25 protein-coding genes and 1 other RNA gene are annotated in these 26182 nt (G+C 69.6%); 9 read left to right on the top strand and 17 right to left on the bottom strand.

Going from position 1 to position 26182, the window contains the following annotated elements:
• Positions 1-119: 119 nt before the first annotated feature.
• Positions 120-941 carry a GNAT family N-acetyltransferase gene (locus AB0I53_RS11860; protein WP_358600350.1) on the bottom strand — a complete coding sequence of 274 codons (822 nt, stop codon included), beginning with the start codon at positions 939-941 and terminating at the stop codon, positions 120-122.
• 254 nt (positions 942-1195) lie between these two features.
• Between AB0I53_RS11860 and AB0I53_RS11855 the strand changes: the two genes are divergently transcribed.
• Together AB0I53_RS11855 and AB0I53_RS11850 are read left to right on the top strand one after the other, a co-directional pair.
• The gene (locus tag AB0I53_RS11855; RefSeq protein ID WP_358600347.1) at positions 1196-2845 is read left to right on the top strand and encodes a DUF885 domain-containing protein; all 1650 of its coding nucleotides are present in this window, start codon (positions 1196-1198) and stop codon (positions 2843-2845) included.
• 230 nt (positions 2846-3075) lie between these two features.
• Positions 3076-5034: a UvrD-helicase domain-containing protein gene (locus AB0I53_RS11850; protein WP_358600344.1), complete on the top strand. Its 1959-nt coding sequence runs from the start codon at positions 3076-3078 to the stop codon at positions 5032-5034.
• Positions 5035-5117: 83 nt separating this feature from the next.
• On the opposite strand, the gene AB0I53_RS11845 is transcribed toward AB0I53_RS11850, so the two are convergent.
• The gene (locus AB0I53_RS11845; protein WP_358600341.1) at positions 5118-5522 is read right to left on the bottom strand and encodes a MarR family transcriptional regulator; all 405 of its coding nucleotides are present in this window, start codon (positions 5520-5522) and stop codon (positions 5118-5120) included.
• 87 nt (positions 5523-5609) lie between these two features.
• Between AB0I53_RS11845 and AB0I53_RS11840 the strand changes: the two genes are divergently transcribed.
• Positions 5610-6338, top strand: coding sequence for an SDR family oxidoreductase (locus tag AB0I53_RS11840; protein WP_358600338.1), 729 nt, complete (start codon positions 5610-5612; stop codon positions 6336-6338).
• A 66-nt stretch (positions 6339-6404) separates the two neighbouring features.
• Here the strand turns inward: AB0I53_RS11840 and AB0I53_RS11835 are convergent, their stop codons facing one another.
• On the bottom strand, positions 6405-7400 hold the full coding sequence (locus AB0I53_RS11835; protein WP_358600335.1) for an aldo/keto reductase: 996 nt from the start codon (positions 7398-7400) through the stop codon (positions 6405-6407).
• A gap of 61 nt (positions 7401-7461) precedes the next feature.
• Between AB0I53_RS11835 and AB0I53_RS11830 the strand changes: the two genes are divergently transcribed.
• The 3 genes from AB0I53_RS11830 to AB0I53_RS11820 all read left to right on the top strand — a co-directional run bounded on the left by AB0I53_RS11830 (position 7462) and on the right by AB0I53_RS11820 (position 10523).
• A complete protein-coding gene (locus AB0I53_RS11830; protein WP_358600333.1) occupies positions 7462-8334 on the top strand; it encodes a LysR substrate-binding domain-containing protein in 873 nt (290 codons plus the stop codon).
• Positions 8335-8540: 206 nt separating this feature from the next.
• Positions 8541-9761 carry an MFS transporter gene (locus tag AB0I53_RS11825; protein ID WP_358600330.1) on the top strand — a complete coding sequence of 407 codons (1221 nt, stop codon included), beginning with the start codon at positions 8541-8543 and terminating at the stop codon, positions 9759-9761.
• A gap of 96 nt (positions 9762-9857) precedes the next feature.
• On the top strand, positions 9858-10523 hold the full coding sequence (locus AB0I53_RS11820) for a hypothetical protein (RefSeq protein ID WP_358600327.1): 666 nt from the start codon (positions 9858-9860) through the stop codon (positions 10521-10523).
• Here AB0I53_RS11820 and AB0I53_RS11815 read toward each other — a convergent pair.
• A complete protein-coding gene (locus AB0I53_RS11815) occupies positions 10496-11767 on the bottom strand; it encodes an MFS transporter (protein WP_358600324.1) in 1272 nt (423 codons plus the stop codon). The two genes, AB0I53_RS11820 and AB0I53_RS11815, sit on opposite strands and share 28 nt — an antisense overlap.
• A complete protein-coding gene (locus AB0I53_RS11810; RefSeq protein ID WP_358600321.1) occupies positions 11764-13257 on the bottom strand; it encodes an amidohydrolase family protein in 1494 nt (497 codons plus the stop codon). The genes AB0I53_RS11815 and AB0I53_RS11810 overlap by 4 nt, the downstream gene beginning before the upstream one ends.
• Before the next feature lie 126 nt (positions 13258-13383).
• Here AB0I53_RS11810 and AB0I53_RS11805 point away from each other — a divergent pair, with 126 nt between their 5' ends.
• Complete coding sequence (locus AB0I53_RS11805; protein WP_358600318.1) at positions 13384-14382, top strand: Lrp/AsnC family transcriptional regulator; 999 nt, start codon at positions 13384-13386, stop codon at positions 14380-14382.
• A gap of 24 nt (positions 14383-14406) precedes the next feature.
• Here the strand turns inward: AB0I53_RS11805 and AB0I53_RS11800 are convergent, their stop codons facing one another.
• From AB0I53_RS11800 to AB0I53_RS11785, 4 genes are all read right to left on the bottom strand, one after another.
• Positions 14407-15066, bottom strand: a complete 660-nt coding sequence (locus AB0I53_RS11800) for a response regulator transcription factor (protein ID WP_358600315.1) — start codon at positions 15064-15066, stop codon at positions 14407-14409.
• On the bottom strand, positions 15063-16205 hold the full coding sequence (locus AB0I53_RS11795; protein WP_358600312.1) for a sensor histidine kinase: 1143 nt from the start codon (positions 16203-16205) through the stop codon (positions 15063-15065). Before AB0I53_RS11795 ends, AB0I53_RS11800 begins: the two co-directional genes overlap by 4 nt.
• 17 nt (positions 16206-16222) lie before the next feature.
• Positions 16223-17674 (bottom strand): alpha/beta fold hydrolase, encoded by a 1452-nt coding sequence (locus AB0I53_RS11790; RefSeq protein ID WP_358600309.1) that lies wholly within the window; start codon positions 17672-17674, stop codon positions 16223-16225.
• Between the two features lie 381 nt (positions 17675-18055).
• Positions 18056-18517, bottom strand: a complete 462-nt coding sequence (locus tag AB0I53_RS11785) for a MarR family winged helix-turn-helix transcriptional regulator (protein WP_358600306.1) — start codon at positions 18515-18517, stop codon at positions 18056-18058.
• A 97-nt stretch (positions 18518-18614) separates the two neighbouring features.
• Between AB0I53_RS11785 and AB0I53_RS11780 the strand changes: the two genes are divergently transcribed.
• On the top strand, positions 18615-18986 hold the full coding sequence (locus tag AB0I53_RS11780) for a hypothetical protein (protein ID WP_358600304.1): 372 nt from the start codon (positions 18615-18617) through the stop codon (positions 18984-18986).
• Positions 18987-18990: 4 nt separating this feature from the next.
• On the opposite strand, the gene AB0I53_RS11775 is transcribed toward AB0I53_RS11780, so the two are convergent.
• From AB0I53_RS11775 to AB0I53_RS11765, 3 genes are all read right to left on the bottom strand, one after another.
• Positions 18991-19329 carry a TetR/AcrR family transcriptional regulator C-terminal domain-containing protein gene (locus AB0I53_RS11775; protein WP_358600302.1) on the bottom strand — a complete coding sequence of 113 codons (339 nt, stop codon included), beginning with the start codon at positions 19327-19329 and terminating at the stop codon, positions 18991-18993.
• Positions 19330-19637: 308 nt separating this feature from the next.
• Positions 19638-20336 carry an aspartate/glutamate racemase family protein gene (locus AB0I53_RS11770; RefSeq protein ID WP_358600299.1) on the bottom strand — a complete coding sequence of 233 codons (699 nt, stop codon included), beginning with the start codon at positions 20334-20336 and terminating at the stop codon, positions 19638-19640.
• A complete protein-coding gene (locus AB0I53_RS11765; protein WP_358600296.1) occupies positions 20323-21753 on the bottom strand; it encodes an MFS transporter in 1431 nt (476 codons plus the stop codon). The genes AB0I53_RS11770 and AB0I53_RS11765 overlap by 14 nt, the downstream gene beginning before the upstream one ends.
• Before the next feature lie 261 nt (positions 21754-22014).
• Between AB0I53_RS11765 and AB0I53_RS11760 the strand changes: the two genes are divergently transcribed.
• A complete protein-coding gene (locus AB0I53_RS11760; RefSeq protein WP_358600293.1) occupies positions 22015-22398 on the top strand; it encodes a hypothetical protein in 384 nt (127 codons plus the stop codon).
• 168 nt (positions 22399-22566) lie between these two features.
• Here the strand turns inward: AB0I53_RS11760 and ssrA are convergent.
• From ssrA to ftsE, 5 genes are all read right to left on the bottom strand, one after another.
• Positions 22567-22937: a transfer-messenger RNA gene (ssrA, locus tag AB0I53_RS11755) on the bottom strand.
• Positions 22938-23020: 83 nt separating this feature from the next.
• Positions 23021-23920, bottom strand: coding sequence for an amidohydrolase family protein (locus tag AB0I53_RS11750; RefSeq protein WP_358600290.1), 900 nt, complete (start codon positions 23918-23920; stop codon positions 23021-23023).
• The gene (smpB, locus tag AB0I53_RS11745; RefSeq protein ID WP_358600287.1) at positions 23920-24396 is read right to left on the bottom strand and encodes an SsrA-binding protein SmpB; all 477 of its coding nucleotides are present in this window, start codon (positions 24394-24396) and stop codon (positions 23920-23922) included. Before smpB ends, AB0I53_RS11750 begins: the two co-directional genes overlap by 1 nt.
• A 78-nt stretch (positions 24397-24474) precedes the next feature.
• Complete coding sequence (gene ftsX / locus AB0I53_RS11740) at positions 24475-25377, bottom strand: permease-like cell division protein FtsX (protein ID WP_358600284.1); 903 nt, start codon at positions 25375-25377, stop codon at positions 24475-24477.
• Positions 25378-25445: 68 nt separating this feature from the next.
• Positions 25446-26135: a cell division ATP-binding protein FtsE gene (gene ftsE, locus AB0I53_RS11735; protein WP_093262250.1), complete on the bottom strand. Its 690-nt coding sequence runs from the start codon at positions 26133-26135 to the stop codon at positions 25446-25448.
• Positions 26136-26182 lie beyond the last annotated feature (47 nt).

The raw sequence follows: 26182 nt of genomic DNA, 5'->3' as shown, positions 1-26182 counted from the left end.
TAGGCAAACTAAGCGAAGCAGCCCACTGCGGCGCGGTCAATCGAGTTACCGCGCCGCAGCTACTGTTTCGTGAGTGTTAACGCCTGCCCCGCGCCGCTATTCCGGGCGAGCGGCGCACATCACAGGAGTTCGTCGATCCGGCGTGCGTAGGCGGTCACGCCGTAGACCACCTCGAATCCGCAGGCCTCCGCGAACCGCTCGGCCGTTCCGCCTTCTTCGGTGTGCGCCGCGACCAGCAGCGATCCCCGCTCGCGCAGCTCGTCGACGACGTCCGCGACCAGCTCCCGCCCGACGCCGCGGCGCCGGCGACCGGGTCGCACGATCACCTGCTCGACCAGGCCGATGCCGCGCTCGATGAAGCCCTGCGCGAAGCCCGCGATGCGGTCGGCGCCGGGGTCGTCGACGACGCGCAGCACGCAGCGCGGGTCGTCGATCCGGTGGCCGAGGTTGCGCAGCAGCCGGCGCTCGCCCGCCTCGGAGAGCTCGGCGTCGTCGGCGATCAGGTCCACGATCGCGGGCAGGTCGCGGTCTTCGGCGGGGCGCGCCGCTCCCCTGGCGTCCTGGCGAACCCGGTGCAGCAGCGCCACGAGTTCTTCCACCGCGCGCCATCCGGCGTCGTCGGCGATGCCCTCGATCTCCGCGACCGTGGTCGGCGAGGCGTAGACGACGGCCTCGTCGCGGCCCGCCTCGGCGAAGACCTGCTCCAGTTCCAGCAGGGTTCCGGCGACCTCGGCGAGCGTTCCCCACAGCGCGCACGCGTGGTTCGCGGCGGGCAGCGGGTTGTCCTGGTTGAGCACCACCGTCGCGGCGCCGACCCGGGTGCGCAGCCCGTAGCGCACGACGGCCGAGGCCAGCCTCGCGGTCTCGATCAGCCCGGCGAGGTCGCGGGCCTGGTGGGGGTTGAGGAGGGCTTCGTCGTCGGGATCGTGCAGCGGGTCCACGCGTTCATTGTCCCCGCCCCGACCGACGCAGCGCGTAGAAGAGTGTTTCAAATGCGATTTGCGTGGCGGTGCGGGTAGCGGAACCTCAGGAGCCGTCTCACTCCGGGATCCCCGATTCATGCATGACCATGGGGCTGTCCTCGGGAGACGCCTCCTGCGAACCCGCGGCGGTGCAAGCCGAGTCCCACACCGCAAGCGGCTACCGCGGCTTAAAAACAAACCCTGGCCGGAAGGTTGAGGCAGGATGGAGTGCTGTGAGCACGCCCTCAGAACTCGCCGATGAGCTGCTGGCCGTCCTGTTCGACGCGGACCCGGTCAGCGCGACCCTCTACGGAATCCGGGACCGCGACGACCGGCTGCCGAGCATCTCCGCGGACGCCGAGCGGGCGCTGCGGGCGCGCGCCGAGGACATCCGCGTCCGCGCGATGGCCGTGGACACCTCGCACGCCGATCTGGAGCAGCGGCTGACGATCGCGGTGGTCGTGCAGCAGGCGCAGGCGCTGGTCGACGAGTTCGACGCCCGCGCCGCCGAGTACACCGTGATCGGGAACCTGTTCGCGCCGGTCGCGGGCCTGCTGTTCCACCTGGGCCAGGTGCCGGTCGCCGACACCGAGCAGGCCGAGGACTTCCTGCGGCGGTTGCGGCGCATCCCGGAGTTCACCGCGTCCGCCGCGCAACGGCTTCGCGACGGAATCGCCGCCGGTCGTGTCCCGGTGCGGCCGCTCGTGGACAACGCGATCGAGCACCTCGACGGCTACGTCGCCGCGCCCGAAGCCGATCCGCTGCTGATCCCGAAACTGCCCGACCCGGCGCTGGAATCCGAGCGCGAACGCCTGCTCTCCGACGCGGTGCATCCGGCGCTGCGGGAATTCCGGAACGTGCTCGCCGAGGAGATCGCACCGCACGCCCGGCCCGCCGAGCAACCCGGGCTGTGCTGGATCAACGGCGGCCGCGAGACCTACCGGCGGCTGATGCACGCCCAGACCACCACCGATCGCACCCCACAGGAACTCCACGAGACGGGACGGACCCACCTCGCATCGCTGCGCGGCGAAGTCGGCGAGCTCGGCGCGAAGATCTGGGGCGAATCCGATCCCGAAGCGGTGCTGCGCCGCCTGCAGTCCGATCCGGCGCTCTACTGGCGCGACGGCGAGGAGCTGCTGGCCGCGGCGCGTGAGGCGATCAGCCGGGCCGAAGCCGTTGCGCCGCAGTGGTTCGGGCGGCTGCCGAGCCAACCGTGCGAGGTGCGGCCGGTGCCGGGCACCGCGTCGGACAGCACGCCGATCGGCTTCTACATCTCGCCCGCGCTGGACGGCTCGCGGCCGGGCGTGTACTTCGCGAACACCCAGCGGGCCGAGCAGCGGCCGCGCTTCGCCGCCGAGGTGATCGCCTTCCACGAGGTCGTGCCCGGCCACCACCTGCAGCTCGGCCTGGCCCAGGAGCGCACCGATCTCCCGCTGCTGCGCAGGCTGGTCAGCATCATCGCCTACAGCGAGGGCTGGGGCCTCTACACCGAGCGGCTGGCCGACGAGATGGGGCTGTACTCCGACGACCTGGCGCGGCTGGGCATGGTCGTGCAGGACCTGCTGCGGGCCGCCCGGCTGGTGGTCGACACCGGGCTGCACGAGTTCGGCTGGACCCGGCAGCAGGCGCTCGACTTCATGCTCTCCCACACCACGCTGTCCCATCTGGAAGCGGCGTCCGAGGTCGACCGCTACATCAGCATTCCCGGGCAGGCGCTGTCGTACCTGGTGGGGCGGTTGGAGATCGAGCGGATCCGGGCCGCGGCCCGCGACCGGCTCGGCGATGCCTTCGACATCCGCCGCTTCCACGACACGATCCTGCGGCACGGCGCTCTCCCATTGTCCACATTGGACGTCCTGGTCCGCGAGGAGCTCGTCTGACGGGTCCTGCGACATCCAGGTGATCCGGCCCGAGGACGCCCGAAAACGACACGCAACGCATTAATGTCAATACGGAGCGTGCTCTTACCGTGGTCGACCCTCGGCGGCTCCGGCCGTCGACCGGGGGCGGGTTTCCCATCGGATGCCGGAGGCGTCATGAGCGACGATCTCGATTTCCGCGCTCGTGCCGGCCGCCCGGCCGTGGGTGCCCCGCGAGATTTGGAGGCGCCGTGACCGGGACCTTCCACCACCGCCAGGAAAGACTGCGCCGCGAGGCCGAGGCGGAACTGCGCGACAGGCTGCTGCCGACCTGGCAGAACCGGGTGCTGCAGCGGTTCGCCGTGGAGCGCGACAGCGGCTGGTACCCGCTGCTCAACCAGTTCGCGCCGCACACCCCGGCCAATCGCCCCGATGCCGTGCTCGTCGGGCCGCCCGGAGTGCTGGTGATCCTGCTGCGCGACGCCGAACCCGGCTGGGAGGACTCGCGAGCGGCGTTCTTGTGGACCGCGGAACTGCTGGCCGGCGCGTCGATCGGGCCGGGCATGCTGACCGAATCCGCGGCCCGGACGGTGGTCGTGCATCCCGTCGACCACCAGGGCCGTCGCGGGCACACCGGCGAGCACCTCGCGATCACCGAGGGCGAACTGGACCGGATCCTGCGGCGCGGCGACGAGTTGCTGACGGCCGCGGATGCGCTGGCCATCGCGCGCCACCTGGACAGCCGCACCTTCGACCTCACGCCGATCATGTGGAACCCGAAGCGGATCCCGCAGCAACGCGGGCCGGGCCAGATCGGCACCGCGGGGCTGTTCGACGTGCAAGACCTGCGTCGCGAGCGCGTCGAGCACGCCCTGGACCGGCCGTTCCGGGACTGGCGGATCTTCCTGGACGACGCCCAGCTCGGCGCGGTGCGCAGGCACTACTCCGGTCCGGCCCGGATCACCGGCCCGGCCGGCACCGGCAAATCCGTGCTCGCCCTGCACCGGCTGGCCTACCTGGCGCGGCGGAGCACCGGGCCGCTGCTGTTCACCACGCACCTGAGCAACCTGCCGAAGATCGCCGAGGCGCAGTTCCGGTCGCTGGCGCCGCATCTCGCGTCGCGCATCGAGTTCACCCACCTGCACGCCTGGGCACGGGACTTCCTGGACAGTCGCGGACGGGCCGCCGACGTCGACGAATCGCAGGTCGAGCAGGCCTTGGACGCCGTGTGGCAGCGCGCCGAGCTGGCCGCACCGCTGCGGAACTTCCGGGCCGCGCGTGGCTACTGGAAGGACGAGATCGACCGGGTGATCAAGGGCCGCGGCATCCGGTCGCTGGAGGCTTACCGAGCGGTGCCGCGAAAGGGCCGCGGCGCGAACCTGCCGCCCGAATTCCGGGCCCACGTCTGGCAGTTCTACTGCGAGTACGAGCGCGCGCTGTCCGAGCGGGGCGTCTTCGACCACAACGACGTGCTGATGCGGGCGCTGGCGGAGCTCGAACGCAGCCCGCTGCCCCGGCAGTACACCTCGGTGGTGGTCGACGAGGTCCAGGACCTGACCCTGATCGGGCTGCGGCTGGTGCACGCGATCAGCGGCGACGGCCCGAACCAGTTGCTGCTCGTCGGCGACGGCCAGCAGCAGGTGTACGCCGGCGGCTGGCGGCTGTCCGAGGCCGGGATCTCGTTGCAGGGGCGCGGCGAGATCCTGCGGCGCAACTACCGGAACCGCACCGCGATCGTCGAGCAGGCCGGAGAGCTCGACGCGGTCAACCGGTTCGACGACCTCGACGGCGGCCCGACCGTGCCGCTGCGCTCGGCGCTGCCGGTGCTGCGCGGCGGGCGGGTCGTCGAGTGGCAGGGCGACGACCAGGACGAGGCGCTGGTGTCGGCGCTCCGGCGGCTCGACGACGACACCGCCGCGGCCGTGCTCACCCGCACCAACGGCGCCGCCGAGCACTGGGAGCGGATGCTGCGCGCGGCGGGTTTCGCGGTGCGGCCGCTGGACCGCTGGGACGGCCGGGAATCCGGGCCGATCCACATCGGCACCGTGCACCGCGCCAAGGGCACGGAGTTCCGCAGCGTGTTCCTGCCCGACGAGCCGTTGCTGTCCGGCGGCTACCGGGAAGAGCGCGAAGCGCTGCACCGGCAACGCCTGGTCGCGCTGACGCGAGCCCGCGACTTCCTGTGGATCGGCACCGTCGTCACCTCGTGAGCGCTGAGTCCGGTTCTTACCGGAACAACCACTCACGAGCCGCGCCGGCAGGTCGTGAGCGCTGAGTCCGGTTCTTACCGGACTCAGCACTCACGAGTGTCTTGCGCCAGGCGCGCGATCGCCGCCGCGTCCGCTTGCGGCAGGGCTCCCCAGCGTTCGGCGACCTGCGCGTTGAAGGCTTCGCGAAGCTCGCCGCCCAGGGCTTTGCCCTCGTCGGTCAGGCTCAGCCGGCTGATCCGGCGGTCGCTGCGATCCGGCACGCGCGTCAGCAGGCTGCGCCGCTCCAGCCGGTCGACCATGCCGGTGATGTTGGTCTTGTCGCAGCCGAGCAGGGCCGCGAGCTCGCCGAAGGACGGCGTTCGGTCCTTGAGCAGGCACAGCAGCTCCACCTGTTGCGCCGTCAGTCCGAAGCGGCGAGCGATGGCCGCGTAGAGCCCGCGCAGTTCGCGGTGCAGGGCCATCAGGGCGCGCGAAAAGTCCGGGTCCATCCGCGCAGGTTATCTCGACGGTTGACATGCTCGACAAATTTAGTTCATGATCTTGACTAATTAGATGCTCGACCAATGGAGGCGGATTTGAACAGGGTCGCCCTGGTGACCGGGAGCTCGCGCGGCATCGGCCGGGCCATCGCCGAACGGCTCGGCGCCGACGGCATGAGCGTGGTCGTCAACTACCGGTCCGACCGGGCCGCCGCCGACGAGGTCGTCGCCAAGATCGAAGCGGGCGGCGGACGGGCGACGGCGGTGCCGGCCGACGTCACCGACCCGGCCCAGCTGCGCGCGCTCTTCGACGCGGCGGAACAGCACTTCGGCGGCCTCGACGTCCTGGTGAACAACGTCGGCACCGCCCGCTTCTCGCCCATCGCCGAGGCCTCCGACGAAGACTTCGACGTGCTGTTCGGCACCAACGCCCGAGCCACCTTCGTGGCCCTACGAGAGGCGGCGAACCGACTGCGCGACGGCGGCCGGATCGTGGTGATCTCCAGCGGCGTCACCGCGGTCAACCGGCCCGGCACCGGTCTCTACGGCGCCGCCAAGGCCGCCGGCGACCAGCTGGTCCGGGTGCTGGCGAAGGAGCTGGGCCCACGCCAGATCACCGTGAACAGCGTGCGCCCCGGCGCGACCCGAACGGATGCGCTGGCCGCGATCCAGCCCGAGCCGGTCCTGGAGAAGATCGCGGCGGAAACGCCGCTGGGCCGCATCGCCGAGCCCGGCGACATCGCCGACATCGCAGCGTTCCTGGCCCCCGACGACAGCCGCTGGGTCACGGGCCAGGTGATCGACGCCGGCGGCGGCAACTTCTGAACTCCCAGCCCGCAGATCTCGTGAGTGACTGTCGACCACAGTCACTCACGACCAGAACGAAAGGCGTCAGCGCAGGTTGCCCGCGCCGATCGGGGCGAACTCGCGGAGCGCCCGGTCCACCCGGGCCAGGGTGTCGGTGTGCAGGCCGATCCGGGCCGCTTCGAGGTTCTCGGTGATGTGCGCGGGCGTCCGCGATCCGGGAATCGGCACCACGGCCGGATTCTGGTGCAGCAGCCAGGAGAGCGCGAGCTGACCGGGCACGATGCCCAGTTCCGCGGCCAGCGACCGGATCGGCGCGTAGCGGTCGTTGTTGGCGGCCAGGTGCGCCGCGTCGAAGCGCGGGATGTTGCGCCGGAAGTCGCCTTCGGAGACCTCCCGCACCGTGCCGGTGAGGAACCCGCCGCCCAGCGGACTCCACGCCACCACGCCCACCCCGAGTTCGAGCGCGGTGGCGAGCAGGTCCGCGTCGATCGGCTGCCACATCGACCACTGCGTCTGCACCGCGGCGACCGGGTGCACGGCGTGCGCCCGGCGCAGCTGATCCGCATCCACATTGGACAGTCCGAGGTGCCGGACCAGGCCGTCCTGGACCAGCTCGGCGACCGCGCCCGCGGTGTCTTCGATCGGCACCTCCGGGTCCGGGAAGTGCGGGTAGTAGAGGTCGATCCGGTCGGTCCCGAGGTTGGCCAGGCTCTGCTCGGCGTAGCCGCGGACGTGCTTCGGCTCGGCGTTCACCGCCAGCTCGCCGAAGGCGTAGTTCACCGGGAACTCGTGCGCCGACGCGCCTTCCGGAACCCGGAAGCCGAACTTCGTGGCGATCACGACGTCGTCCCGGCGGCCGCGCACGGCCTCGCCGATGATGCGCTCGTTGTGGCCGTCCGCGCCGTAGCCGTCGCTGGTGTCGATGAACGTCGTGCCCGCGTCGAGCGCGTGGCGCAGTGCCCGCACCGCCCGGTCGTCGTCGATCTCGCCGTACATGCCGGGAGACAGCACCATCGCGCCGAAGCCGATGGCCGAAACGTCGAGGCCGCCGAGGGACCGTGTGGGGAGTGCTCCAGTCATGCCTCCGATCTTCTGGCCGATCCCGCCCTATGTCGAAGATCCACTGCTATAACCGTTGGTTATGGACGTCCACCTGAGGCACCTGCGGTACTTCCTCGCGGTGGCCGAAGAGCGGCACTTCACCCGCGCCGCGCAACGGCTTTTCGTCTCGCAGCCCGCGCTGTCGAAGCAGATCCGGGTGCTCGAACGCGAGCTCGGCTTCGACCTCTTCGAGCGCCGATCCCGCGACGTGGCGCTCACCCCGCAAGGCGAAGCACTGCTGCCCGAAGCCACTGCGACGCTCGCCGCGTGGGAACGCGCGCAGCAAGCCGCACGCGAAGCGACGGAGCAGCGCGAACTGGTCGTCGGCATGCAGACCGCCGTCGGCCGCGGCCTGCAACGCCGGGCGATGCGCCGGTTCGGCGAGCAGCTGCCGAACTGGCGCGTGATGCTCCGGCTGGTGGACTGGACGGACCCGACCGCGGGGTTGGCCGACGGCAGCTCCGATGTCGCATTCGTCTGGCGGCCGGTACAGCCGCGCGACATCAGCACCCGGACGCTGCGCAGCGAGCGGCGCGTAGTCGCCCTGCCCGACGACCATCAGCTGGCCGGCAAGCCGGAAATCCCGTTCGCCGAACTGCTCGACGAGCCGTTCATCGCGCTGCCGCCGGAAGCCGCGGAGCTCCGCGACTACTGGCTGGCCACCGATGCCCGCCAGGGCCGTGCCCCGGTGATCGGCGCGGTAGCGGAGGCGGCGGACGAGGTGTTCGAGGCCGTCGCGGCGGGGCTGGGCGTGGTGCTCCTCGCGGAGGGCAACGCGGAGCTCTACGCCCGCCCCGGCATCACCACGCGTCCGGTCGCCGGGCTGTCCGCGGCGGAACTCGCCATCGCCTGGCGCACCGAAGACACCCGCCCGGCGGTCCGAGCCTTCCTCGCCGCCTTGGAAGAGGAGTGACCTCCGGAGCTCGGATTGTTCCCAATTACAGACAAAGTCGGGAACACCCATCCCGACCCGAGTCCCCGCGTATCTGTCCAATCCTGCCTAAAATCGGGCATTTTCCGCGCCCACGGCGACCACCACGTGGGATCTTCGGCGGCAGCGGGAATTGTTCGCCGCCGGGCGGCGTCTCCTAACTCGTTGATCCTTGCTTAGGAGAACTAGTGACGTCTGCCCCGCCGGCCCCGCAAGCCCAGGCGACCGACAGGCCCCAGCCCGGGCGCCTGTCACGCAACGCCGCGTTCTGGACCCTCGCCGCCACGCTGCTCGCCTTCATGTGCGCCGCCGCGGCCCCGTCCCCGCTCTACCCCGTCTACCAGGCCGAATGGCACTTCTCCGCGATCACCCTCACGGTGATCTTCGCCGTCTACGCGATCGCGCTCCTCGCTGCGCTCGTCACCGTCGGCGCCCTGTCCGACCACATCGGCCGCCGCCCGGCGCTGCTCGCCGCGCTCGCCACCCAGGCCGTCGCGATGCTCGCGTTCATCACCGCCGATGGCAGCGGCTGGCTGCTGGCGGCACGCATCCTGCAAGGCCTCGCAACGGGTTTGGCTACCGGCGCGACCAGCGCCTGCCTGGTCGACCTCCGCCCGAAGCTCGCTCCGCTGATCAACACCGCCACCCCGGGCATCGGCCTCGGCGCCGGCGCGATCGGATCGGGCCTGCTCGTCGAGTACGCGCCCGCCCCGACCACGCTGGTCTACGTGCTGCTCCTCGCGGCGTGCGCGGCGGCTGCCGTGGGCGTCGCGCTGATGCCCGAGACGTCGCCGCGGCGGCCCGGCGCGCTGGATTCGCTGCGCCCCAAGATCGGCGTGCCGGGCAACGCCCGCGGCAGGTTCCTCACCGTGGTGCCGATCCTGATCACCACCTGGTCGATGACCGGCTTCTACATGTCGCTTGGCCCGTCGCTGGCCATCGAACTGCTGGGCATCACCAACCACCTGGTGGGCGGGTTCGTGGTGTGCTGCCTGATGGGCACGAGCGCGATCGGATCGGTCGCGTTCCGCCGCGTCGGCCCGCGCGCCGCGATCATCGCCGGCGTGCCGACGCTGCTGGTGGGGCTGGTCGGCACCCTCGCCGCGCTGGCCACGACGTCGGCGCCGTTGTTCTTCGGCAGCACGGTGATCACCGGATTCGGCTTCGGCGCCGCGTTCCTCGGCGCGTTCGGCAGCGTGTCCCGGCTGGCCGAACCGAACAGCCGGGCGGCCCTGTTCGCGACGGTCTACACGGTCAACTACTCGGCCTTCAGCCTTCCTGCGGTGGCGGCTGGGATCGCGGTGACGCAGGTCGGCCTGGGCGTGACCGCCAGCGCCTACGCGATCGCCGTCGCGGTGGTGGCCACCATCGGCCTGCTCGCCGCGCTGCGGCTGCTCCCCAAGCACTGACGAGGCCACCGAGCAGCGAGCCTCAGGGGCCGGATCGGGGAGATTCCCGGGACGCCGCCTGATGTCCGCGGGTGAGGCGACCCGGAACCTGGTGGCGTGTCGAAGAGAACCTCGCAGCGTTGGCGGCAGGCCGTCGTTTGGCTGCACGTGCTCACCTCGGTCGGCTGGATGGCGCAGGCGCTGGTGCTTTTCACCCTGCTGGCAACGAGTTTCACCAGCGCCGACCCCGCGGTCCGGATCGGCGCGACGTCGATGGCGCACGTGGTGGACACGCAACTGCTCGCCCCGTTCGCCAACGCCGCGGCGTTCACCGGCTTCATGCTCGCGGCGTCCACGCCCTGGGGTTTCTTCCGGAACTGGTGGGTCCTGGCGAAGTTCGCGATCACCGTCGTCCAGCTCTACGCCGGGATCTTCATCCTCTCCGACGCGCTGGAAGGCTCGGCCGAAGCCGCCCGGGCAGGCCTGGCCCCGCCGCCGGCGCTGCTGGTCGGCACCGCGCTGATGGCCTCGGCGATCGCCTTCCAGGCGTGGCTGTCCATCGCCAAGCCCTGGCGCCGCACGAGCTGGGCGGCGAAGGAGAAGCTGCCAACCGCCTCGAACCGGATCTTCGCCGCGACGGTGGCCGCGCCGCTGATCGACATCGCGACCGGCCTGGCCCTAGGCTTCCCCTCCCCGCTCTGCCAGCTCATCGTCCTGACCGCCCGCCTGATCTCCCGACACCGACAGCTGCGGCCTCATCTCACCGGGAGCCGGTTGGCGTAGATCGCGACGCTGCCGACGAGCAGCAGGACGACCATCGAGAGCAGGCCCACCACCGTGCTCCCGGTGGCGTCCTTGACGAAGCCGATCAGCGTCGGGCTGATGAATCCGCCGAGCAGGCCGATGCTGTTGATCAGCGCGATCCCGCCGGCCGCGGCCGTGCCCTTCAGGTAGGTCGACGGCATCGCCCAGAACACCGTGTACGACGCCCACATGCACGCGGTGGCGACGATGATGGCGATCAGCGAAACCGCGAAGCTGCTGGCGGTGAAGGCCGCCACCGCGAGCGCGATGGCGCTGATCAGCGCGGTGATCGAGCTGTGCAGCCGACGCTCGCCGGTGCGATCCGAGCGCCGCCCGAGCACGACCATCAGCACGATCGCGAACGCGTACGGCAACGCCGAGTAGAGGCCGATCGTGACGGTGTCGGTCAGCCCGTTCTCCTTGAGGATCGTCGGCAGCCAGAAGCTCACCGCGTACAGCCCGCTGATCAGGCAGAAGTAGCCGATCGCCAGGGCGTAGACGCGCGGATCGCGCAGCACCGCCCGGAAGCTGTGCGTCCCCTTGTCCTGGTCCACCGCGAGGTCCTGGCGCAGCAGTTCCTTCTCCTCGGCGCTGAGCCACTTCGCCTGCTCCGGGGTGTCGGCGAGCGTCTTCCAGACGACGAACGCGAGCACCACGCACGGCAGGCCTTCCAGCAGGAACATCCACTGCCAGCCGTGCAACCCGGCGAGACCTTCGAAGTTGGTGATCAGCCACGAGGACACCGGGCCGCCGAGCATCGAGCCGATCGGGCCGGGCAGCATCAGCAGCCCCATCGCGGCCGCCATCCGCGCCGGCGGGTACCAGTAGGTGAGGTAGAAGATGATGCCGGGCGCGAAACCGGCTTCGAACACGCCGAGCAGGAAGCGCAGGACGTAGAACGTCGTCGCGTCGCTGACGAACATCATCGCCGCCGAGGTGAGTCCCCAGAGGACCATGATGCGGAAGATCGTCTTGCGGGTGCCGATCTTGGCCAGCAGCAGGTTGCTGGGCACCTCGAAGATCACGTAGCCGAGGAAGAAGATCCCGGCGGCCAGCCCGTAGGCCGACTCGCTGATCCCGACGTCTTCCTGCATGTGCAGCTTGGCGAACCCGATGTTGACGCGGTCCAGGTAGGCGAAGGTGTAGCAGAGGATGAGCAGCGGCAGGATCCGCCAGCCCACCCGCCGGTACAGGGCGTCCCGCGCCACGGCGGTGTTGGTCATGGTTGCTCCGTACGGTTGCGGTGGCGCCCGAAGATCGGTTCGCCGGGCAGGCAGTCGAGTTGGATCTGCTCGTCTAGGACCACGAAGGTGCCGCCCACGAGCACGTGGTCGATCCCGGTGGAGGGCCGCACCCGGGTTGCGGTGGCGCCGCTGGCGATCTCGCCGGGGTCGAACACCACGATGTCGGCATCGGCGCCGACCTGGATCCGGCCCTTGCGCTTCATCGCGGGCGCCGCGGCTTCCAGGATCTGCGCCGGCAGCAGGGTGCAGCGCCGGACAGCCTCGGCGAGCGACAGCACGCCGAGCTCGCGGACCAGCCAGCCGAACGTCCGCGCGTAGCAGCCGACGCTGCGCGGATGCGTCAAGACGTCGTCGGCGACCGGCCAGGTCTCGCCGGCCTGCCCCGCCAGCGGAACCGCGTCCGAGGCGATCGCGGTGTCGGCGAACAGCAACGAGCGCTGCAACGTCGTCAGGTCCGCAGGATCGGATTCGTCGAGCCAGTCGAAGAGGATCAGCGCGCCGGGATCCGCTTCCCGAAGCTCCGCCAGCCGTGCGGCGTCCGCGACGCGCTCTCCGGTGGCCAGGCAGAGGATGTTCTTCGGCACCATCCCGAGCCGGTGCAGCAGCTCGGGCGCCAGGAACGCCGCACCGATCACCGTCGACGCCGAGCCGTACGGATACGCCTCGGTGGTGACCTGCACGCCGTATCCCCTGGCGCGCTCCACCGCGCCCGCGATGTCGTCGATCATCCGGTTCGAGGTGCTGTTGATGTGGCACATGTGCATGTGCGCCCCGGTCCCGGCCGCCGCCGCGATCACCTCCAGCGCGCCCTCCAGCGAAGTCCCGGGTTCCTCGGTGGATATGAAGCGGGTGTGGGTGAACGTCGGCACGCCGAGCCGCGCGGCCAGCGAGGCCACCGCGAAGTACTCGTCGCGGCCGGAGTCGGGCGCGTAACCGACGAGCACTCCGATGCCGAGGGCGCCGTCGTGGATCTGCTCCTCCAGCAGGTCCAGCACCCGCGCCACGTCGCGGGCGCTGGCGGGCCGACGCCAGTTCGGCGCGCCCTGGTGCTTCGAGAACATGTCGAACGACGCGCCCAGCGCAGCGCCGTCGAGCAGCCGCATCCGGGCCAGCGCCCAGCCCGCGGAGTAGCCGAAGTTGATCGGCCGCCCTTCGGCGGTCGCCTCGGCGTAGGCGGTCCGGACCGGCAGCGCGCCGGCTTCCAGCTCCAGCGCAGTGGTGACGCCGTCGAGGGCCTGCAACCGCAGCCCGGTCACCGTCTGCGCGTGGCTGTGCAGGTCGATGAAGCCCGGCGCGAGCACGCGGTTCGAGACGTCGACGACCACGTCGCCGGTGAGCCGGGCCGCCGAGACGGCCGCGATCCGGCCGCCGCTGATGCCGACGTCGCGCACCGCGTCCAGGCCGGTTTCCGGGTCGATCACCCGCGCGCCCGCCAGGACCAGTTCGAATCGCTGCTCGCCGCTCACCATGCGATGCAGCGTGGAGAAACCTCGTCACGACAACCGCAGAACGATGGATATCTCTGCTCGTTGCGGTTTGAATGTCGGAAAACGACGCCGCCGTCATCCGGCCGTCACGCACGAGGAGGTCGCCCGGTGCTGGACGAAGTGGATCTCGCGCTGGTGGACGCCCTGCAGATCAACCCGCGAGCGAGCTGGACCGCGCTGGCTGAGGTGCTGGAGCTGGCGCCCATCACGCTGGCCCGCCGCTGGCAGCGGCTCACCGACGCCGGCGCGGCCTGGATCACCGTGGCGCTGGGCAACAGCTCGGCGAAGGGCGCGACCGTCGAGTTCGCCTGCGCACCGGGCACCGCGCTGCAGGTCGCCGAGCGGCTCGCCGAACTGCCGCACGTGATCACCGTCGGCGTGACCACCGGCGAATACCAGGTCTTCGCACTGGTCATGGCGCCGACGCTGGGCGCGATCTCCAACGTGCTGCTGCGGACCCTGCCGCTGCCGGAGCAGGTCACCAAGGTCCGCAGCCACGTCTTCGGCAGCACCTTCGGCGGCATCATCTGGCGGCTCGGCGTGATGAACCGCAGCCAGGCCGAGCAGGTCCGCGAAGCGGTCGGGCCGAGGCCGCGCGAGATCCGGCCGTTCGGCGCCGCCGACCGGGCCCTGTTCCTAGCGCTCGGCCACGACGGCAGGCGCAGCTACGCGAGCCTGGCGGTAGAGCTGAACACCTCGCCGCAGGCGGTGAAGCGCCGCCTCGACCGGCTCCGCCGCCACGGCGACATCGCGTTCCGCTGCGACGTGGCCCGGCCGCTGGCGGGCTGGCACGCGATGGCGCTGCTGTGGCTGACGGTTCCCGACACCGAGGTGCAGCGCATCGGCAAATCCCTCGGCGCCTGGCCGGAAACCCGGCACTGCGCGGCGGTGACGAGCCCGACGAACCTGGGCCTGATCGTGGGCCTGCGCTCGCTGAACCACCTGGACGACCTGCTGATCCGGATCGCCCACGAACATCCCGACGCCGAGGTGGTGGACCGGAAGCTGGTCCTGCGGACGACGAAGGTCCACGGCCGGATCCTCGACGACGAGGGCCGAAGCACCCGAGTCGTCCCGGTAGACCCCTGGGCCGCCCTCCCGGCCTGAGGGCTTTGAGCTGCTACGGCGGACTCACGGGTCCGACAGCGTCAACCCGTGCTCATGCGCGTAGATGACCGCGTGCACCCGGGTCCGCAGGCCGAGCTTGGCGAGGATTCGCGCGACGTGCGTTTTCACGGTGCCCTCCTCGATCCACAACGCGCGGGCGATCTCGCCATTGCTCAACCCGCGCGCCACCTGCAGCAGCACTTCGCGTTCCCGAGCGGTCAGCCGCTCGAGATCCGAACCGGCGGGCTGCGGTGAAAGCCGCGCGAAGCGACGCACCAGCCGCCCGGTGACCTGCGGATCGATCAGGCCCTGGCCGCGGTCGGCAGCGCGCACGGCGTCGACGAGGAGCTGCGGATTGTTGTCCTTGAGCAGGAATCCGATGGCGCCGACCCGCAGCGCCTCGAAGAGGTACTCGTCCAGGTCGAAGGTCGTCAGCGCGATGACCGCCGGAACGTGCGGGGAATCTGGCGCGGTGAGCGCCCGGATGACGGCGATCCCGTCCAGCCGGGGCATCCGGATGTCGATCACGGCGACGTCCGGTCGGCGGGACCGCGCCTGCCGGATCGCCTCGGCGCCGTCGGCGGCCTCGGCGACCACCCGCATGCCCGGCGTGGTGTCGAGGACGAGCCGCAGCGCGGACCGCACCGCCGCCTGGTCATCGGCGATCAGCACCCGAATCGTCACCGCGTCGCCCTCTCCGTCGGCAGGGTCGCCCGAACCAGCCAACCGTGCGGCCGCCGGAGCGTGATCAGCAGGCTGCCGCCGAGCAGGTGCGCGCGTTCCCGCATGCCGCGAATGCCGTGCCCCTCGGCGACGAGGTCACGCGACGGGCCATCGTCCTCGACCGCGATCGTGACCTCCTCGGACGCGTACCCGATCTCCACCCTGATCCCGTCGGCGCGGGCGTGCCGGACGGCGTTCGTCAGCGCTTCCTGGGCCAGCCGGTAGCCGCCGTGCTCGACCAACGGCGGCAGTGGCGTGACCTTGCCGTGCCGGACAACGGTGATCGTGCAGTCCGATGTGGACAACCGATCGGCCAATGCCTCGACGTCGGCCAGGGTGGAGCCGCTGGGGTGGTAGTCGTCGCGCAGCGTCTCCAGCAGCTCGCGAACCTCCACCAAAGCGGCTGTCGCGAGGTCGTCGACCGTGTCGAAAGCAGTGCCCGCAGCGGGCGGGAGGTCGCCCAGGGCGTAGGTCGCGGCACCGACCTGCATCCGGATGGCCGTCAGGTGGTGCCCCACCGCGTCGTGCACCTCGCGGGCGATCCGGCCACGTTCCTCGGCCACCGCCCGACTCGCTTCCGCCCGATGCAGCCGGGCCGCCTGCTCGGCACGATCCCGGTGCAACCGCATCGCGTAGCCAACCGCTACCGGAGCGATTCCGGTGATCACCGCCTCGCCGAACAGCTCGCCGCCGAATTGCCCGGCGGGCAGCACCAAGGCGTACATCAACAGCCAGCCCACAGACGCCGCGAACACCAGCGCAACGCGCTGCGGACGGTAGTAAGCGGCCGAGCAGAACGCGATCATCGCCACGAGCTTCCCGGACCAGCCCGGCAACGACGATCCGGCCAGCACGACGACGGCTGCGACGACAGCGACGGCCAGCGGCAGCCTGCGGCGCAACGCCAGCGGTGCCGCGACAGCGAGGCTGAAACCAGCAACCGCGAGCACCGGTGCCGCGCCCTGCGACATCGCCGCGGCGGCCACGACCACGGCAGCCATCCCGGCCAGCACGGCGTCTTGAGCGGTCGGGCCGAGGCGACGCCACAAGCGCCCAGGGGGCGAGGCCGACAGCCCCGCCCCCGACATGCGCACACTCATCAGATGTTTGTAGCCGATCAAGCGGCTGAGCAGTGCGCGTCTGGAGGCGGCAGCTCACCGGCGGTCAGGTAGCGGTGCACGTGGTCCCGAACGCACCGGTTCCCGCCCAGGTAGAGCGCGTGGTTCCCGTCTGCGGGGAGGTACCGGGCACCGGGCAGCTGCGCGGCCAGTAGCCGGCCGTGTTCCGGCGGCGCGCCACCATCGTTGCTGCCGTTGGCGATCAGGACCGGCGGCAAGCCCGGTGCCGGCCGGAGCGGATGCGGCGGGAAGAGCCCGGTTCGCGGCAGCCCGGCGCACCTGCCGACAGTGGTCCAGAGCATGCCCCAGCCCAGCCGCGGCGCCACCTCGGCGCGAAGCCTGGTCTCGATGCGCTTCATATCGTCGTGGCCGGTGCGGTAGGCGAGATCCGCGCACGTCGTGATCCCCATCAACGCCGCTCCGGGCACGTCCGGTTGCGGAGGCAGTGCCGATGGCGGAGCGAACGCGGTCGCATCGCCGGAGTCCGCAGCGGCCAGGGCGGTGGCCAACGCGGGCCAGTTGTCCTCCCGACGCACCTTCTCCCCGGTCGACGCGACGATCCGCTCGGCACCGACGACGACGTCCGGGCCAGCCCCGGGAGCGGGGATCGGTTCCCGCGCCGCCTCGGCGAGCAGGTTGTCCCATGTGGACAGAACATCCCGGCCCGCCAACGCGCAGCTGGATTCCGCCTGGCACCAGTCGGCGAACCGCTGCAGGTTGTTCTCGAGCGTCGCAGCCTTGGGCGCGACCCAGTCGTACAGCTCGCGGCTGATGTGCTCGCCCACGCTGTCCAGGTACATCCGCCCGACGTGCCCGCCGAACAGCTCCGCATAGGCCTGGCCGTACATGGTGCCGTAGGAGTTGCCGAAGTAGTTGAGTTTGGACTCGCCCAACGCCACGCGGATGGCATCCAGGTCGTGGGCCACCTCCCAGGAGTTGAGGTTGCCGCGCAGCGGGCCCAACGCGGGCGCGCAGGCCTCGGCGAAGCGGCGATTCGCCAGCGCGTACTCCCCGTACGCCTCGCGATCCGGGGGCGGCAACTCGGCCGCGAACGGCATCGGCTCCGGGCACGTCACGCCGCTGCTCTCTCCCATGCCCCGGGGATCGAAGAGCACCACGTCGAACCAGTTGGTCAACTCGTCGAACTGGCGTTGCACGGTAGGCAGGGCGAAGAGCACCGGATTCGGCCCACCGGGGTTGACCACCAGCGTGCCGAGCTTGGTCGCCTGATCACGGGCGGGCAGCTTCCCCAACCCGATCTCGATCTGCGCTCCCCCGGGCTGCGACCAATCCGCGGGAACGGCGATCTCGCCGCACTGCAGGCCGTCTAAGCAGTCCCGCCAGGCAACGGAATCCCCGGTCGCCGGTGGCGGCTGGGCCGATGCCGAACCCGCCACCACCCCGCCGAGCACGGCGACGGCACCGAGCAAACTCGCGATCTTCGTCTTCATGCCGCCAAGCCTGGCCGCCCGAACAGCAGCCGGTCGTCAGCCTTCCGGCAGATCTTTCCACCAAGCGGGGTCGCGAGTACTTTTCGACGCTATAGAGCCTGTTTTGGATGTGGTGACGTGCGGATGTGATAACGCGGGCGTTTTGTCTTTGAAGCGGCGCAGCCGCTTAGCCCACCTACGCGACCGGCACCGCCGCGGGTTCTCAGAGGCCTTCTCGCGAGGACAGCCCCGACGTGGTGAATTGGTCATTCATGATGTCGGGGATCCCACAGCGAGAAGGCGCCTGAGGTTCCGCCACCCGCACCGCCACGCAGATCGAGTTTGGAAACAGCCTCTATAGCAACAAAAAGCACTCACGAGCCCTGATGCGGAGGACGGCGCTCACGATTCGTCCGCGACGCCTAGTTCGTAGGCGTGCAGCGTGTCGATGAACATCCGCCGCTGCTCCGGCGTCAGCGGCGCGAGCGCGTTGCGCCATGCCGTGGCGCCGCGGGCCAGCCAGCCGTCGATCGCGGGCAGCATCTCGTCGGTGATGCTGACGATCCGGCGCCGCCGGTCCGCCTCGTCCTCCCGCCGCTCCACGACGTGTTTGCGGCTCAGCTCGCCGACCATCAGGCTCACCGTCGTCGGCGCCACCTCCAGCCTGGTGGCCAGCTCGTTCACCGTCATCGGCCCGTCGAAGAGCAGGTAGGACAGCAGCGAGAGGTGCCGCGGCGCCAGCGCGAGCGACTGGAGCTCGTCGGGGATCCGCAGCCGTTTGGCGCGTCCGACGAGCCTCGGCATGAGCAGCAGCAGCGCCCGGATCGCATCGTCGACGCCGGGATCGCGGTCTTTCGTTGACATCCACCACGTCCAACCAATAGCTTTGTTTACAAAGAGGTTTTGTTTTCAAAGCAAAACCGCTCCTCTATCGATGCTACGACGACCTAAGGGGCCGACGATGCCGCACTTCACCGTGAAACTGCACGAAGAGATGCTCGACGGGAACGCCGAGCGAAAGCTCATCCAAGCCCTGACCAACGCCGCGACCAAGACGTACGGGGAGGACTTCAGGCCGCTGGTGGCCGTGGAACTGTTCGGAATCCCCCGCCACCGCTGGGGTTCCGGCGGAGCGCCGGCGACGCGAGAAGCCGTGCAGGTCACCTTGAACATGCGCGAAGCAGGCCTGACCCGGCTCGACCCGGCGGTGCTGATCACGTCGATAACCGAAGCGGCAACAGAGGTCTTCGGCGACCAGATCCGGGAAGACGTGACCGTGCACCTGGTCGGAGTGCCGCCGGGGCGCTCGGGAGTCGGCGGCGAAGTCGCCTGACCTCCTACCGACCCGAAGTCCGGGCGACTTCGAGCCCGGCCAGCATGGCGTCGAGTGCGAAGTCGAAGCGAGAGTTCGAGCCCTGCCGCCGCTCAACACGAGCGGCGGCCTCGGCCAACAGCGGAAACTCCGCGGCGTCCACATCGGACAGATGCCGCACCTTTTCGGAAGCCTCCCGCCGACCGCCGGTCACAACGTGCCCGACGACGAAGCCGGTCAACGAGTGCAGCACGTCCAACCCGACATCCAACGGAAAACCCGTGGCACGCAACGCGCCGAGCGCATCCTCCATCATCCGCAGGTTCCGCGAGGTGACGGCGGGCCCGCTGGTCACGACCGGCATCAACGGCAATGTTCGCCCTAGGAGCCACGGCGGCCCTAATGAACTTAACCCTCACAGGAGGCGAGTACACAAAAGTAATCCCATCCCTCTACGTAACCCTAGGAACCCTCCCGGCAATAGCAGGCCTAGCAGCCATCACGGTCCTCTGGCGCCAAAAAAGCCCGCCCCCCCAGACCAACCCGGAGCAGCGGGACGATTGATGGCTCGGCCCCGAACCGGCGAGAGAGGAGACGGTCGCGCCGCCGAAAAACGGCGGGAGACGACCGCCTCCGCCCACTGGATCGACAACCGGGGGTCGCCGAACCCGTTCAGACCCCGGACAGTCCCAGCTCCTGCAACACCTGTCTGGCCGCGCTCGGGATGGGTTCCATGATCTCGCAGGTGCGGGAGTCGGCGATCCGGCGGGCCGTCTCGCTGAGCGGCCCACCGGCGATGATCACCGCGTCGGCGCCGTCCGCCGCCGTGCACTGGTCGACCGCCGCCGCCAGTTCGGTGAACTGCCGCTCGGGGTCGGCCGCCAGTACCAGCGGCTCCGACTCGGTCAACCGGACCCCGGTGAATCCCTCGGACATCCGGTGTTCGGCGACCTGAGCGGTGAGGGAGTCCAGCAACAGGGGTGTGCTGGTGGCCATGCCGAACCGGCGTCCCGCCTGGCCCGCGGCGCGGATGGCGGCCTGACCGATGCCGACGACCGGCAGGTCGAGCTCCTCGTCGAGCCGACGGCGGCCCGGGTCCCCGATCGCGGCGACGATCACGGCGAGATACCGGTGACCTCCCTCCTCGGCGGCATCCAGCGCCCGCAGCACGGCATCACGAACGTAGCTCTCGGACTCCTTCAGTGCCGCCGGGTCGACGATCATCGACGGGCCGGCGGCCGCCGTGATCCCGTCCACGTCAAGCCCGCTGCCGCGCAGCGATCTCGCGGCGAGCGCGCGCATCATCTCGGTGGTGGCCCGGTTGGTGTTCGGATTGACCAGGAGTGCCCGTCCGGTCTCAGGCGTGGACAATCTGCTCGTCCTCCTCCATCGGCTTGCCGAAGGTCTCCGGCGGGAACTGGACCGCGATGCCGAGAATCACGAACAGCGCGGCCAGCATCGCGAACATGCCGGTCAGGCCGCTGGCGTCGAAGACGAAGCCGGACACCAAGGGGAACAGGCCGCCGGACAGCGACCCCATCGCCAAGATGATCGAGGTTCCGATGCCCCGAACCCGGGTCGGGTAGAGCTCCGGGGCGAACAACCAGATCGTGGTGTTCAGGATGATCAACGCGAAGTTGAACAGGAAGCCGAAAACGAGCACCAGAACGATGTTGCTGGAGAACATGGCGATCGACAGACCGGCCAGGCAGCCGAGTACGGCACCGCCGGTGAGCATCTTCTTGCGGGGCAGCCGGCTGGCGGCGAATGCCGCGACGATCGCGCCGGCCAGCGAACCGGACTGCATCAGCAGAGTGAAGCCCAGGCTGGAGGTGAGGTTGTAGCCGGTGGCCACCAGGATCGTGGGCATCAGGGTCAACATCGAGATCTGTGCGGCGTAGGACATGCACACGGCCACGGTGAGCAGCAAGGTGCGGCGCAGCAGTCGGCCCCGCAGCACGGCGCGCCAGTCCGAGCGAGGCTGCCGCCCTGGCTCCTGCGCGCCGGTTTGGGTCAGAAACCGCTCCGGGTTCTCGATCGGTCCGCTCAGCTGGCCCCGGGCCAGCCGGTTGATCACGACGTTGGCTTCGTCGATCCGCCCGCTGGCGGCCAGGAACCGGGGAGTCTCCGGCACGTAGCGACGGAAGAACATGATCAGGATGGCCGGCAGGAACAGCAGACCGAAGATCCAACGCCACTTGTCCGGGCCATCGAAGATCGCGAACACTAGGATGCCGAAGAGCGGCGCCAGCATGTTCCCGAGACCGGCCGCGGTCACGTTGATCAGTCCGACCGCGGTGCCGCGGTGCCGGGCGGCGAAGAACTCCGCCATCATGATGACTGCCACCGAGATCTCACCGCCGAGCCCGAAACCGACGATGAAGCGGCCCGCCGCCAGCACCGCGTAGTTCGGTGCCAGGGCGCACAGCAACGAACCGCAGGCGAAGACGATCAGGTTGACCATCAGCATGGTGCGCCGGCCCAACCGGTCGATGATCACGCCCGTGACCAGCCGCCCCAGGGCGGTCGCGGTAAAGGTCATCGTGTTGAGGAAGCCGATCTCGGCCCCACCGAGCCCCCAGGACTCCTTCAACACGGGACCGGTGAGGCCGACCGCGTTCTGCTCCAGGGCGTCGAACCAGATGCCGAGGAGGACCATGAACAAGATCTGCTTGTGCGCACTGGTGACGCCGATTCGGTCGTAAGCGTTCTCGATCTGATCGGAGAACGTGACCTTGCCGTCGGGCGATCGTTGAGACCACCCGGATGCCCCGGATGCCGTTTCCACAGCGCTACCTCCGATGCGTCGTCGCATGATGAGGGCCGTCCGCAGACGGCCGGCGACAGAACTGAGCCCAAAGAATTCCGCAATACGGAATAATCATCTTGAATCGCGAAAGGGAGCTGAAGCGTAACCCAACAAGCGCTCGTTCACCAGTACGAGCACCGAGCGGAAAGAGCGCCCGGTACGCCGACCCCAGATCTCCGAAGTTCGGGCTCCGCACAGGCGCCGCACTGCCGCCTCAACACCGACGCCGTAGCGGCCGCCGTGCACGATGCCGTCGCCCGGTCCTACCGCGACCACCACGCACTCATCGCCGACGCGGTAGCCGAAGCCCAATGGCAAGACCACGCCGGACAGCACACCCAGCAAACCGAACTCGCCGGCGTCGAGGCCAAGATCGCCAAGACCAACGGCAAGATCGACCGCTACCTCACCGCGTTCGAAAACGGCACCCTCAATGACGAACTCGTCGGCCAGCGCCTCGCCGGCCTACGCGCCACCGGCAAGCAACTGGCCACCCGACGCGACGAACTGGCCGCTGCGCTCGACGCTCAACCCAAAACCGAAGACGAGCACCGGCGACACCGAAGGCCACCCACACCCGAAGGCCACGATCACAACGGAGAGCCGCAGGCGCGACCCCATTGAACAGCCAAGACAGGAACGCTGGTCAACGACCAGGCCGGGAACGCTCCTCGGGCAAGGAGCCGACGAAAGGCAACCCCCGCACCGTGGGGGGGGTTGGGGGGCTCGGCCCCCCAAAATGATCCGAGAACGAGAAAGGCGAGCGCCCTATGCGAGCACTCGCCTTCCACGAAGTGGAGGTGCCGGGAATCGAACCCGGGTCCTCCGTCGCCTCACCAAGACTTCTCCGTGCGCAGTCCGCTGTGTCTCTGCTCGGCTTCACCGGTCCCGCGAACTAGCCGGTGTGACAAGCCCAGTCGCTGTTCGATGTCCCACCAGGTCCCGCGACCGGACCTGGCGGTGAGAGCCTCCTAAATGATGCCGGATCCCGGGTCGGAGGCGATCCCGGTCCGACAGAGTCGCTCCTCGCTCAGGCGGCGAGGGCGAACTCGCGCTGACTCTTGTCGGCGCTTATTCAATTGCGGCGACTCTCACGGTGGTCTCCCGCCTGCACCGGCACGCTTCCCTTGGATCAACGTACGGAGTCGAAACCGTTCACCCCCTTGCTACCGGCTCGGCTTTCGAACCGGTGTACATCAGCATAACGCCTCGCCTCCCGGCGATCATTCCCATATCCCTTAAACGATCAAGTTCCGAGCCCGAGCAGCCGGGACGGCGTGTCGTGCAGCACGGCGCGCAGGAAGTCCGCGCCGAGGCGGTCCTCGGCTTCGGCCCAGCTCTCGATGGCCGCGAGCTGCTCGGCGTACGGGTACGGGATGTTCGGGAAGTCGGTGCCCAGCACGATCCGGTCGGGGTGCGCGGCCAGCCTGGCCGACCAGTCCGCGGGCAGCGGCGCGATCCGTTCGGTGAACGCGACTCCGACCATCGTGGTGTCGAGGTGCACGCCCGGATAGCGATCCACCAGATCCAGCGCCGCCTCGTAGTCGGGCATGCCCGCGTGCGCCAGCACCGCGACCAGCCGCGGGTGGCGCCGCAGCACGCCCTCGAACACGTCGAGCCCGGTGTGCTCGCCCTTCAGCGGACCGTCGCCGCAATGCACCACGGCAGGCACGCCTGCCTCCGCGAGCAGGCCCCACGCCGGATCGAGCAATTCGTCGCGCGGGTCGAAAGCGCCGACCTGGACGTGCACCTTCACGCACCGTGCGCCGGCGTCGAGCGCTTTGGCCAGGTATTCCGCGACCGTGGGTTCCGGGAAGATCGTCGCCGTCGGCACCGCGTCAGGCGTGCGCTCGGCGAAGTCGAGCACCCAGTCCGTCAGCCAGGCCGCCATGTCCGGCCGGTGCGCGTAGACCAGCGGCGCGAAGGTCGTCACCCCGAGATCGCGGAGCGCCTGGATCCTGATCTCCTCGGCGTGCCGGTAGTGGATCGGCCATTCGAAGCCGTAGTTCGTGTCCGCCTCGTCGAAGTAGGCCCAAACCTTGCGCAGGACCCGTTCCGGCAGGAAATGCGTGTGGATGTCGACCAGCCCGGGCAACCCGAGTTCGGCCGCCCAGGCCGGCACATCCGCGTCGCTGCGGGGCGGCACTACCGCATGCCCTTGCGTGCCCGGCCGATCGCCTTCTGCATCTCGCGGTCTGCGTCGCGCTTGGCCAGATCCTGCCGCTTGTCGTGCGCCTTCTTGCCTCGCGCGAGGGCGAGTTCGACCTTCGCCTTCCCGTCGCTGAAGTACAGCGTCATCGGGATCAGGCTCAGCCCGCTCTCCTTGATCTTGCCGATCAACCGGATGATCTCGTGCTTGTGCAGCAACAGCTTGCGGGAGCGGCGCGGCTCGTGGTTGGTCCACGTGCCCTCGGTGTACTCCGGGATGTGCACGTTGCGCAGCCAGACCTCGCCGTCGTCGACGGTGGCGAAGCCGTCGACCAGCTGTGCCTTGCCCTGCCGCAGGCTCTTGACCTCGGTACCGGTCAGCACGATGCCGGATTCGTAGGTGTCCAGCACCGCCCAGTCGTGCCGCGCCTTGCGGTTCTGCGCGATGACCTTGCGGCCGCGTTCCTTCACCATACGAACAACTCTAGCTTTCGTGTCACGTGACTTTCGGTGCCGCGGTTCGCGGGCGCGAACCGCGGCACTGCCATCCCGCTACAGCCGGACGTACAGGCGGAGCGTGACGTAACCGGTGACGGCCGAGACCGCCGCCGCGACGAGCAGCAGGATCGGCGAGATCAGCGCGATGTCGCCCCACTCGATGTTGGGGATGATGCCCGTGCCGAACACCGGCGACATGACCCGGTCGATGAAGGTGGCCTTGGAGATCAGCAGGCCGATGATCGCCAGGAACGCGCCGATGAGGCCGGAGACCACGGCCTCCAGGAGGAACGGCAGCTGCGTGTACCAGCGGGTGGCGCCGACGAGCCGCATGATGCCGGTCTCGGTGCGCCGGGTGAACGCCGACAGCTGGATGGTGTTGGAGATCAGCAGCAACGCCGCGAGCGCCTGCACCAGCGCGATCGAGAACGTCGCGTTGCGGATCCCGTTGAGCACGTCGAACAGCCGGTTCAGGTATTCGGCCTGGTCGACGACGCTGTCCACGCCGGGCCGCCCGCTGAACTGCTGCTGCAGCGCCGGGAAGCGCTCCTGGTCGGACAGCTTGACGCGCAGCGAGGCGGGCATCGCCTCGGCGCGGGCCACGTCGCGCAGTTCAGGCTGCGATTCGAAGACCTTGTTGAAGTTCTCGAACGCCTTCTGCCGGTCCTCGTAGTTCACCGACTCGACGCCGGGGACCTTCTTCAGGTCGGCCATGATGTTCGCGCACGGCTGCTGGGTGCAGTCCTTGTCGTTGGCGCTGACATCGTCGGTCATGAACACCACGACCTCGACGCGGTCCTGGTAGGTCTCCTGCATCTTGTCGATCATCCGGACCACGAGGAGACCGCCGCCGAGCAGGCCGACCGAGATGGCGGTCGTCAGGATCATCGCGATGGTCATCGTCACGTTGCGCCGAAGGCCGTTGACGACCTCGCTGAATACGAAGCTCGCGCGCATCTTGTGTCAGCTTTCCTGCCGGTCGGGGGTGTTGTCCTCAGGTGCGGGTCGGGCGCTCTCGGGGGGAGCTAGCGGCCGACGCCGTAGACGCCGCGGGCATCGTCGCGGATGACCCGGCCGAGGCTGAGCTCGACGACGCGGCGCCGCATCGAGTCGACGATGGAGTGGTCGTGGGTGGCCATGACAACCGTGGTGCCGGTGCGGTTGATCCGCTCCAGCAGCAGCATGATGTCCTGGCTGGTGTCGGGGTCGAGGTTCCCGGTGGGCTCGTCGCAGAGCAGCACCAGCGGCCGGTTGACGAACGCCCGCGCGATCGCCACGCGCTGCTGCTCACCACCGGAGAGCTCGTGGGGCATCCGGTCGGCCTTGCCCTCGAGTCCCACCAGCTGCAGCACCTGCGGCACCACGCGGCGGATGTCGTTGCGGGGCTTGCCGATCACTTCCAGTGCGAAGGCGACGTTCTCCGCGACGGTCTTGTTGTTCAGCAGCCGGAAGTCCTGGAACACGCAGCCGATGCGCTGGCGGAGCCGGGGGACGCGGCGCCGCGGCAGTTTGGCGACGTTCCAGTCGGCGACGAAGACCTGTCCGCGGGTCGGCACGTCCTCGCGCAGCAGCAGCCGCATGAACGTCGACTTACCGGACCCGGAGGGCCCGATGAGGAACACGAACTCGCCCTTTTCGATGCCCACCGAGACATCGTCGAGAGCGGGCCTGGTCGACGTCTTGTACGTCTTGGACACGTGCTCAAGGCGGATCACGGGGCGTGAGTTTACCTGCGACCGTTAGGGGGACATCACTCACCCGG

This window comes from Saccharopolyspora sp. NPDC050389 (assembly GCF_040655595.1).
Taxonomy (GTDB): Bacteria; Actinomycetota; Actinomycetes; order Mycobacteriales; family Pseudonocardiaceae; genus Saccharopolyspora.
The sequence above is the reverse complement of the archived record's forward strand: the minus strand, read 5'-3'. Positions and strand labels throughout refer to the sequence as shown.